Annotated in this window: 7 protein-coding genes; 2 read left to right on the forward strand and 5 right to left on the reverse strand. The window is 66.0% G+C overall.

From position 1 onward, the window contains the following. On the reverse strand, nucleotides 1-1,885 hold a 1,885-nt coding region (locus tag AC5O77_RS21345; RefSeq protein WP_494507136.1), incomplete at its 3' end, for an autotransporter outer membrane beta-barrel domain-containing protein. Between the two features lie 308 nt (nucleotides 1,886-2,193). After that, entirely contained in the window at nucleotides 2,194-2,850 is a 657-nt protein-coding gene (gene fabR, locus AC5O77_RS21350; protein ID WP_005409961.1) for an HTH-type transcriptional repressor FabR, read from the reverse strand. Between the two features lie 92 nt (nucleotides 2,851-2,942). Between fabR and AC5O77_RS21355 the strand changes: the two genes are divergently transcribed. Together AC5O77_RS21355 and AC5O77_RS21360 are read left to right on the forward strand one after the other, a co-directional pair. Next, on the forward strand, nucleotides 2,943-4,013 hold the full coding sequence (locus AC5O77_RS21355; RefSeq protein WP_202909644.1) for a ferredoxin reductase: 1,071 nt from the start codon (nucleotides 2,943-2,945) through the stop codon (nucleotides 4,011-4,013). Between the two features lie 12 nt (nucleotides 4,014-4,025). Continuing rightward, nucleotides 4,026-5,174, forward strand: a complete 1,149-nt coding sequence (locus tag AC5O77_RS21360) for a fatty acid desaturase family protein (RefSeq protein WP_006372458.1) — start codon at nucleotides 4,026-4,028, stop codon at nucleotides 5,172-5,174. A gap of 5 nt (nucleotides 5,175-5,179) precedes the next feature. On the opposite strand, the gene AC5O77_RS21365 is transcribed toward AC5O77_RS21360, so the two are convergent. Genes AC5O77_RS21365 through AC5O77_RS21375 form a run of 3 tightly spaced genes read right to left on the reverse strand, consistent with a single transcriptional unit; the run spans nucleotide 5,180 to nucleotide 6,716 of the window. After that, nucleotides 5,180-5,515: a tetratricopeptide repeat protein gene (locus tag AC5O77_RS21365; RefSeq protein WP_049462788.1), complete on the reverse strand. Its 336-nt coding sequence runs from the start codon at nucleotides 5,513-5,515 to the stop codon at nucleotides 5,180-5,182. After that, entirely contained in the window at nucleotides 5,515-6,090 is a 576-nt protein-coding gene (locus tag AC5O77_RS21370) for a flavin reductase family protein (RefSeq protein ID WP_100468778.1), read from the reverse strand. The genes AC5O77_RS21365 and AC5O77_RS21370 overlap by 1 nt, the downstream gene beginning before the upstream one ends. Continuing rightward, nucleotides 6,087-6,716: a superoxide dismutase gene (locus tag AC5O77_RS21375; protein WP_494507137.1), complete on the reverse strand. Its 630-nt coding sequence runs from the start codon at nucleotides 6,714-6,716 to the stop codon at nucleotides 6,087-6,089. The genes AC5O77_RS21370 and AC5O77_RS21375 overlap by 4 nt, the downstream gene beginning before the upstream one ends. Between the last annotated feature and the right edge of the window lie 134 nt (nucleotides 6,717-6,850).

A 6,850-nucleotide genomic window follows, 5' to 3' on the forward strand; every position in this document is an offset into this window, starting at 1 on the left:
GGTAGACACCGGCCGACTTGCCCTTGACCTTGCCACGCGTGCCATAACCGCTCAGCGTCGACACCGCCTGCGTGGTTGCCTCGCCGGTGCCGAGCATCACGCCGACCTGGCCACGGCCATCGCCCCAACGCCAGACATCGCTGCCCAGCTGCAGGGTGTTGATGTGGGTACGGGCATCGACCTGCCCGGCCACGTTCGCCTGCAGCTGGTCACGCCCGGCGCGCACCCAGGTGCCGATGCGGGCGCGGTCGAAGCCGGGCTCGCCGCGGTCGTGGCGGCGCAGCTGGAACATCTGCACGGCCGCGGCCTGGTTGGCCAGGTACGCGCCCGGCTCCGGACGCAGCACGGGGACCGGATCGACGGGATTGACCGGGTCCACCGGATCGACCGGATCGACCGGGTCAACAGGATCGACCGGATCCACCGGACCAGTGCCCTGGCACTCCGGCAGCGACGGATTGATATCGCATGGATTGCCGGTGTAGGCCGAGGTCAGGTACCAATTGCCGTTGGTCGCGCCCGGAGTGCCCTTGCGCAGGAAATACTCGTACATGCCGCCGATGGCGCGGCCCTGCAGCGCGAGGTGACCATTGCTGGCACCGTCCACCTGCATCAACGGAATGCCGTTGACGGTCTGTGCACCAGCGCCGGCAATGTTGTTGACGGTGACCTGGGTGGTGCCGCTGGTATCACCGGTCACGTGCATGCGCGAGCTTGCCGCATCGTCGCCGGCCAGCACCGTGTTGAAGTGCAGGGTGCCGCCATTGCCGGCGTAGTTGCCGTTGACGGTCAGCTGCGGATAGGCCGCCGTACCCGCGGCACCGAGGAAGATATTGCTGGCCGCACCCAGGGTGAGGTTGCCGGTGTTGCTGTCGCCGGACAGTGTCCAGCGGCCGCCCTGATCGACGATGACGTCGGCCGGGCCGAGGATGCGGCCGGTGAGGTCGAGGCCGTCAAGGAAGCGCAGCGTGCCGGTGGCGGTATCGGCAATGGTGATGTCGCCCTTGAGTGTGGAGGTGCGGGCGGTGACGTCGAAGTGGGCGTTGTCGCGGGTGGAGATGATGACGCCATTGCTCCCCACCAGAGTCGCACCATTCTGTATCAACAGCGTATCCGGACGGGATACAGAAGGCAGATGAGCGCCGAACAGAATGGCGCTGCCGTTGCTTGCTTCGATGTGTGAACCATCGACCATCACGCCCCAGTCGGCGAGATTCTCTTCGATGGTTGGGCTCGAGAGGATCAGGATTCCAGCTGTGACTCCGTTGACCGTCGAGCCATTGCGCAGCGAAACGGAGCCCGCACCGACAGAGACCCCATACGTACCGCCGGAAATGGTCGAACCGTCTACATCAGCGTAGCCGCCGGCGAGCACCTGCAGTCCGATGCGTGTGGAAGTGAGTGAGCTGTCGATCAACGACACTCTGGGGTAGGGGCGTCCATTGCCATCGACAGCGCCTGATCGTGCCAAACCAAGGGCCGGGCCGGTTGTGGCGCTCAGCACCGAATTGCGGAAGACCGCTGTTGAGCTCCGTACGAAATTGCCTGTGGTTGACGTGAAGCCAGCACCATCTGCGTTGATGATTGTCTGTTGTGTGCCGCCTGCAGAGAACGAGTCCAGTGCGCCCATGCGGGCGCCGAGAACATTGGCGGTTCCTCCATGGACGGAGAGATTCTGTCCCTCGAAAGCACTTCCTGGGGTGATGGTGACGGTCTGGCCGGGGCCGACGTCGACAGCATTTGCGGTGCCCATGGCGGCGAGCATCAATGAGCTGGCTACGGCCAGACCCAGCCGCGAACGGGCAAAGTTGGAAGGAAACTTCGGCGTGAACTGCATCATGCGCATGGATGTTTCTCCTTGAAGCTTATTGGGGTGGACCCGCATCCGCAGGACCGGAGGCGGCACTGTGCGGATCGGGTCTTGCCTGGGCCATGCAATTAATCTGAAACGACTGCAGCGGCACTTGCCTGATTCAAACCCCGTTCAATAACTCACTAAACTGAATGGAGCGCGCGGTCTGAATAATTCAGCGTGCGTGAGACCGCAGTGAATGGCGCGTGCAGGATGCTCAAGCTGCGCATCTGCAATCTAAATCCGTGACAGCGGCCACGGTTCATCGGCGCCGTGGCGCTGCGTGGCGGGCTTCATGGAGCTGGGGCGCTCTGGAAAGGGATCCGACTCAGGGGCCTCGATCAGCCGCGGCGGAACGCGGCGGGGGTACGGGCGCCCACGATGATCATGCGGATCATCGTGGAGATCTGTTCAACCAGCTCCGGATCCTTCTCCGGTGGCAGGTCCATGGCGGTGGCACCCATCGCGAACACCAGCCGGGTGATGGCCTTGGCCACCAGTTCCGGGGCATGCAGTACGGCGCCATCCAGTGCGGCCAGGCGCACCAGGTCGTGCTGCAGCTCTTCCTCGAAATAGTGCAGCTCGCGTTCGACCGCGTGCTTGAAGTCGTCCGAGCCGACTGCGCCCTCGCGCAGCAGCACGTGCAGCAGCTTGTCGTCGGCGCGCAGCTGTTCCATGAAGGTCTCCACCGAGACCCGCACCACGCTGGTGGCGGTGGAGGTGGCGCGCTGGCGAGCCTCGCCGATGATGGTGCGCAGCGAGCGGCCGGCCGCATCGATCAGCGCCACGGCCAGTTCGTCCATGTCGCGGAACTGCCGGTAGAAGCTGTTCGGCGCGATGCCGGCCTCACGCGCCACTTCGCGCAGGCTGAGCGTGGACAGGCTGCGGTGCGGCCCGATCAGTTTCAGGGCAGCAGCCAGCAGATCCTCGCGGCTCACCGTACGGCGGGCCGGGCTGTTGGCATCTTCGGGCGTCGACAAGGCGGTGGCGGCGGCCATGGGGGTTCCGGTGGGGCGAGGCTGAATCATACCCAATCCGGTTCAATATACACATGTATACACAGGTGTATGTGCGCCCGTATAGTTCGCTCATGAGCGCTGTCGTCCGTCCGTCCCTGTTCTCTCCGTACCGCTGGGTCTCGCCGTCGCTGTTCGATTTCTGGGCGGGCCAGCTCAATCCCCTGTGGACCCTGCGCGAGCCGGTGGCCCGCCTGGTCCGGCGCGAGCCGGCCGGCGAGGGCGCGGCGACCCTGGTCCTGCGCACCAACCGGCACTGGGCCGGCATGCGCGCTGGCCAGCACGTCACCCTCGGCGTCGAGATTGAAGGGCGCCTGTGGCAGCGCAGCTACAGCCCCACCGCACTCGGTCGGCGCGAGCTGGCGATCACCGTCAAGGCGATCGACGGCGGCCGGGTCAGCCAGCATCTGGTCAATCATGCGCAGCCGGGCGAACTGTTCCGCCTCGATGCCGCCTTCGGCGAATTCCAGTTGCCGGCCGCGGCGCCGGTGCTGCTGCTGGCGGCCGGCAGTGGCATCACGCCGATGCGCAGCCTGTTGCGCGAGGCCTGCCAGCGCCCGCTGGCCGCGCCCGTGGACCTGTTCTACTGGGAGCGCACCGCTGCCCATCTGCAGTTCCGTGATGAACTGCAGGCGCTGGCCGCAGCGCATCCGAACCTGCGCGTGCATCTGCTGACCACCCGCGAGGGTGAGGCGCCGGCCGCGCGTATCGATACCCATGATCTGCTGGTGCCCGGCGATGACACGCCTCTGGCGCAGCGCCATGTGCTGGCCTGCGGCCCGGATGGATTCGTTGCCGCCGCGCGCGCGCGTCTGGCGCACCAGGTGGCCGGATTCCAGGCCGAGGCCTTCACCCCGCCGGCGCCGCTGCGCGATGCCAGCAGCGAAGGCGAGGTGTCGTTGACCCTGGCGCGCAGTGGCCGCCAATTGAGCGTGCCGCGTGGCCGCTCACTGCTGGAAAGCCTCGAAGCCCATGGCATCAAGCCCAAGCATGGCTGCCGCATGGGTATCTGTAACAGTTGTAGTTGTGATCGCGTCAGTGGCGCCACCCGCCACCTGCGCACCGGCGACCTGCAGTCCGAATCGGCGCAGCCGGTGCGGATCTGCGTGAGCGCGCCGACCACCGACCTGACCCTGGATCTCTGAGGACCCGTTGCCATGACCCGCGCTACCGACCGTGCTCTGAGCACCACCGAGATGCAAGCCTTCGGCCAGGAACTCGATGCGATCCGCGACCGCGTGATCGGCAGCCTTGGCGCTTCCGATACCCGCTACATCCGCCGCGTGGCCGCCGCCGTGCGCTGGTTCGGCGTGGGTGGCCGTGGCCTGCTGTTCGTGGCGGCGTTCTCGCCGTTGTTCTGGATGCCGCTGCTGTGGCCGGCCGCGATCACCGGCACGCTGCTGCTGGCGCTGTCGAAGATCCTGGAGAACATGGAGCTGGGCCACAACGTCATGCACGGCCAGTTCGACTGGACCGGCGACCCCAAGCTCAATGGCAACACCTACGAGTGGGACATCGTTGCCACCGCCGACAACTGGCGCAAGACCCACAATTTCCGCCACCACACCTACACCAACGTGCGTGGCATGGACGATGACATCGGCTACGGCCTGCTGCGCATCTTCCCGGAACAGCGCTGGAAGCCGTTCTACCTGCTGCAGCCGATCATCGCGCCGATCTTCGCGCTGCTGTTCCAGTGGGGCGTGGCCGCGCAGGACCTGCGCCTGGGCCGTTGGCTGAAGGGCCGCATCAGTGGCCGTGCGATGTGGATGCAGACCCGCCCGGTGGCGCGAAAAATGGCCCGTCAGGTGCTGAAGGACTACGTGTTCTTCCCGCTGCTGGCCGGCCCGTTCTTCCTCACCGTGATGCTGGGCAACATGGTAGCCAACGGCCTGCGCAACATCTGGACCTACGTGATCATCTTCTGCGGCCACTTCACCGCTGAATCGGAAACCTTCCCGAAGGAGTGCCTGCGCAATGAGTCGCGCGGTCACTGGTACCTGCGCCAGCTGCGCGGTTCGTCCAACATCAGTGGCGGCTTCCTGATCAATGTGCTGTCGGGCAACCTCAGCCACCAGATCGAGCATCACTTCTATCCGGACCTGCCGGCCAACCGCTATGCAGCCATTGCCAAGGAAGTGAAGGACATCTGCCGCCGCTACGGCCAGCACTACAACAACGGCTCGCTGCCGCGTCAGTTCGGCCAGGTGGTCTGGCGCATCCTGCGCCACGCGTTCCCGAGCAAGCCGCGCCGCCTGCCGATGTCGGACATCATGTCCGCACCGGCATCGGCCAACGCGGGCTGATCGACTCAGCCCGCCTTCGCCAGGGCCGCCTGTTCGCGGTCCAGGCGACGCAGGAACACCTGCATTTCCTTGCGTGCCTGCTGGTCGCCCTTGCTGCCGGCCACGCTCAAACCGCGTTGCCATGCTTCGCGCGCCGCCTGTGGCTGGCCACTGGCCAGCCAGGCCTTGCCCAGCAGCTTCCACGCCGCCGAATACTGCGGATCAAGGACCACGCAACGGCCCAGATGGGTCGCTGCGCGCACCGGGTTCCCGGCATCCAGCCAGCCCTTGCCCAGGCCGAAGCGCAGCAGCGCGCCGTCCTTGCCGCTGGCGAGCATGCATTCCAGAGTCTCGATGTTCATCAGCGCACCTCCACCAGCAGCTCGGCCGGTCCCGGCTGGAAGCGGCCGCGATGGAACAGCAGTGGCGCGCCGCCGTTCTCGTGCACTTCGATGATGCGGCCGGCCAGCAGCAGGTGATCGCCCACCGGCCACTGCGCATGGCGGGTGCAGGTGAGATGCGCTACCGCACCGGCGATGCGTGGCGGGGCGTCCTCGTCGTCATCCAGCAATACCAGACCGTCGAAGCGGTTGCGTACCTGCGGATCGGCAAAGCGCCGGGCCAGTGCTTCCTGGTCGGCCGCCAGCACGCTGATCGCAAAGCGGGTGGCGCGCTGGAAGGTGGAAAGACTCTGCGCGTGCAACGCCAGGTTCCAGAGCACCAGTGGCGGCTGCAATGACACTGGCACGAACGAATTGATGGTCAGGCCGATGGGCTTGCCCTGCGCATCGCGCGCGCAGACGATGGCCACGCCGGTAGGAAAGTGGCCGAGCAGCCGCCGCAGTGCCCGCGGCGGCATCTCGACCGACGGCACCGGGGCCGGGGCGGGGAAGACCCCCGCCCACGGCCCGGCGTACGGCAGTGTCTCGCCGCTCATGAGGCCCGGGCCTGGCGGTAGCGTCGGCCGACCTCGGCCCAGTTGATGATGTTGAAGAACGCACCGATGTAGTCCGGGCGGCGGTTCTGGTAGTGCAGGTAGTAGGCGTGTTCCCAGACATCCAGTGCGAGGATCGGGGTATTGCCGGACAGGCCGGCCGTAGCGCCCATCAACGGGCTGTCCTGGTTGGCGCTGCTTTCAACCTGCAGGCGGCCATCGCGATCGCTGGTCAGCCAGGCCCAGCCACTGCCGAAGCGGGTCTGCGCGGCCTTGGTGAAGGCCTCCTTGAAGGCATCGAAGCCACCCAGATCGCGGTCGATGGCGGCGGCCAGTTCATCATCGGGCGTGCCGCCGTTGGTGCTGAGTACGGTCCAGAACAGGCTGTGGTTGGCGTGGCCACCGCCGTTGTTGCGGACCGCGCCACGCTGCGCCTCCGGCACGGCATCGAGGTTGGCGATCAGCGCCTCGACCGGCTGCTCGGCGAGGCCGGCCTGCTCGATGGCGGCATTGAGGTTGTTGACGTAGGTCTGGTGGTGCTTGCTGTGATGGATTTCCATCGTGCGCGCATCGAAGTGCGGCTCGAGGGCGTCGTAGGCGTAGGGGAGCGGGGGAAGCGAGTACGACATCGAAGCAATCTCCGTGGGGAAGGCCAGAGGGACTGGCCATGGGGAGACTGTTATCGCACCTCAACATTGGTTGAGGTCAATAGATCAAGAGGTCAAGACGGAGGCATGGTAGTGCCTGTCTCTTATACACATCT

The organism is Stenotrophomonas sp. INTA L402-1 (assembly GCF_059295135.1).

Bases quoted from the DNA above. Each gene is read 5' to 3' on its own strand.
- AC5O77_RS21360 (WP_006372458.1), top strand. From the start codon at position 4,026: ATGACCCGCGCTACCGACCGTGCTCTGAGCACCACCGAGATGCAAGCC.
- AC5O77_RS21375 (WP_494507137.1), bottom strand. From the start codon at position 6,716: ATGTCGTACTCGCTTCCCCCGCTCCCCTACGCCTACGACGCCCTCGAG.
- fabR (WP_005409961.1), bottom strand. From the start codon at position 2,850: ATGGCCGCCGCCACCGCCTTGTCGACGCCCGAAGATGCCAACAGCCCG.
- AC5O77_RS21370 (WP_100468778.1), bottom strand. From the start codon at position 6,090: ATGAGCGGCGAGACACTGCCGTACGCCGGGCCGTGGGCGGGGGTCTTC.
- AC5O77_RS21355 (WP_202909644.1), top strand. From the start codon at position 2,943: ATGAGCGCTGTCGTCCGTCCGTCCCTGTTCTCTCCGTACCGCTGGGTC.
- AC5O77_RS21365 (WP_049462788.1), bottom strand. From the start codon at position 5,515: ATGAACATCGAGACTCTGGAATGCATGCTCGCCAGCGGCAAGGACGGC.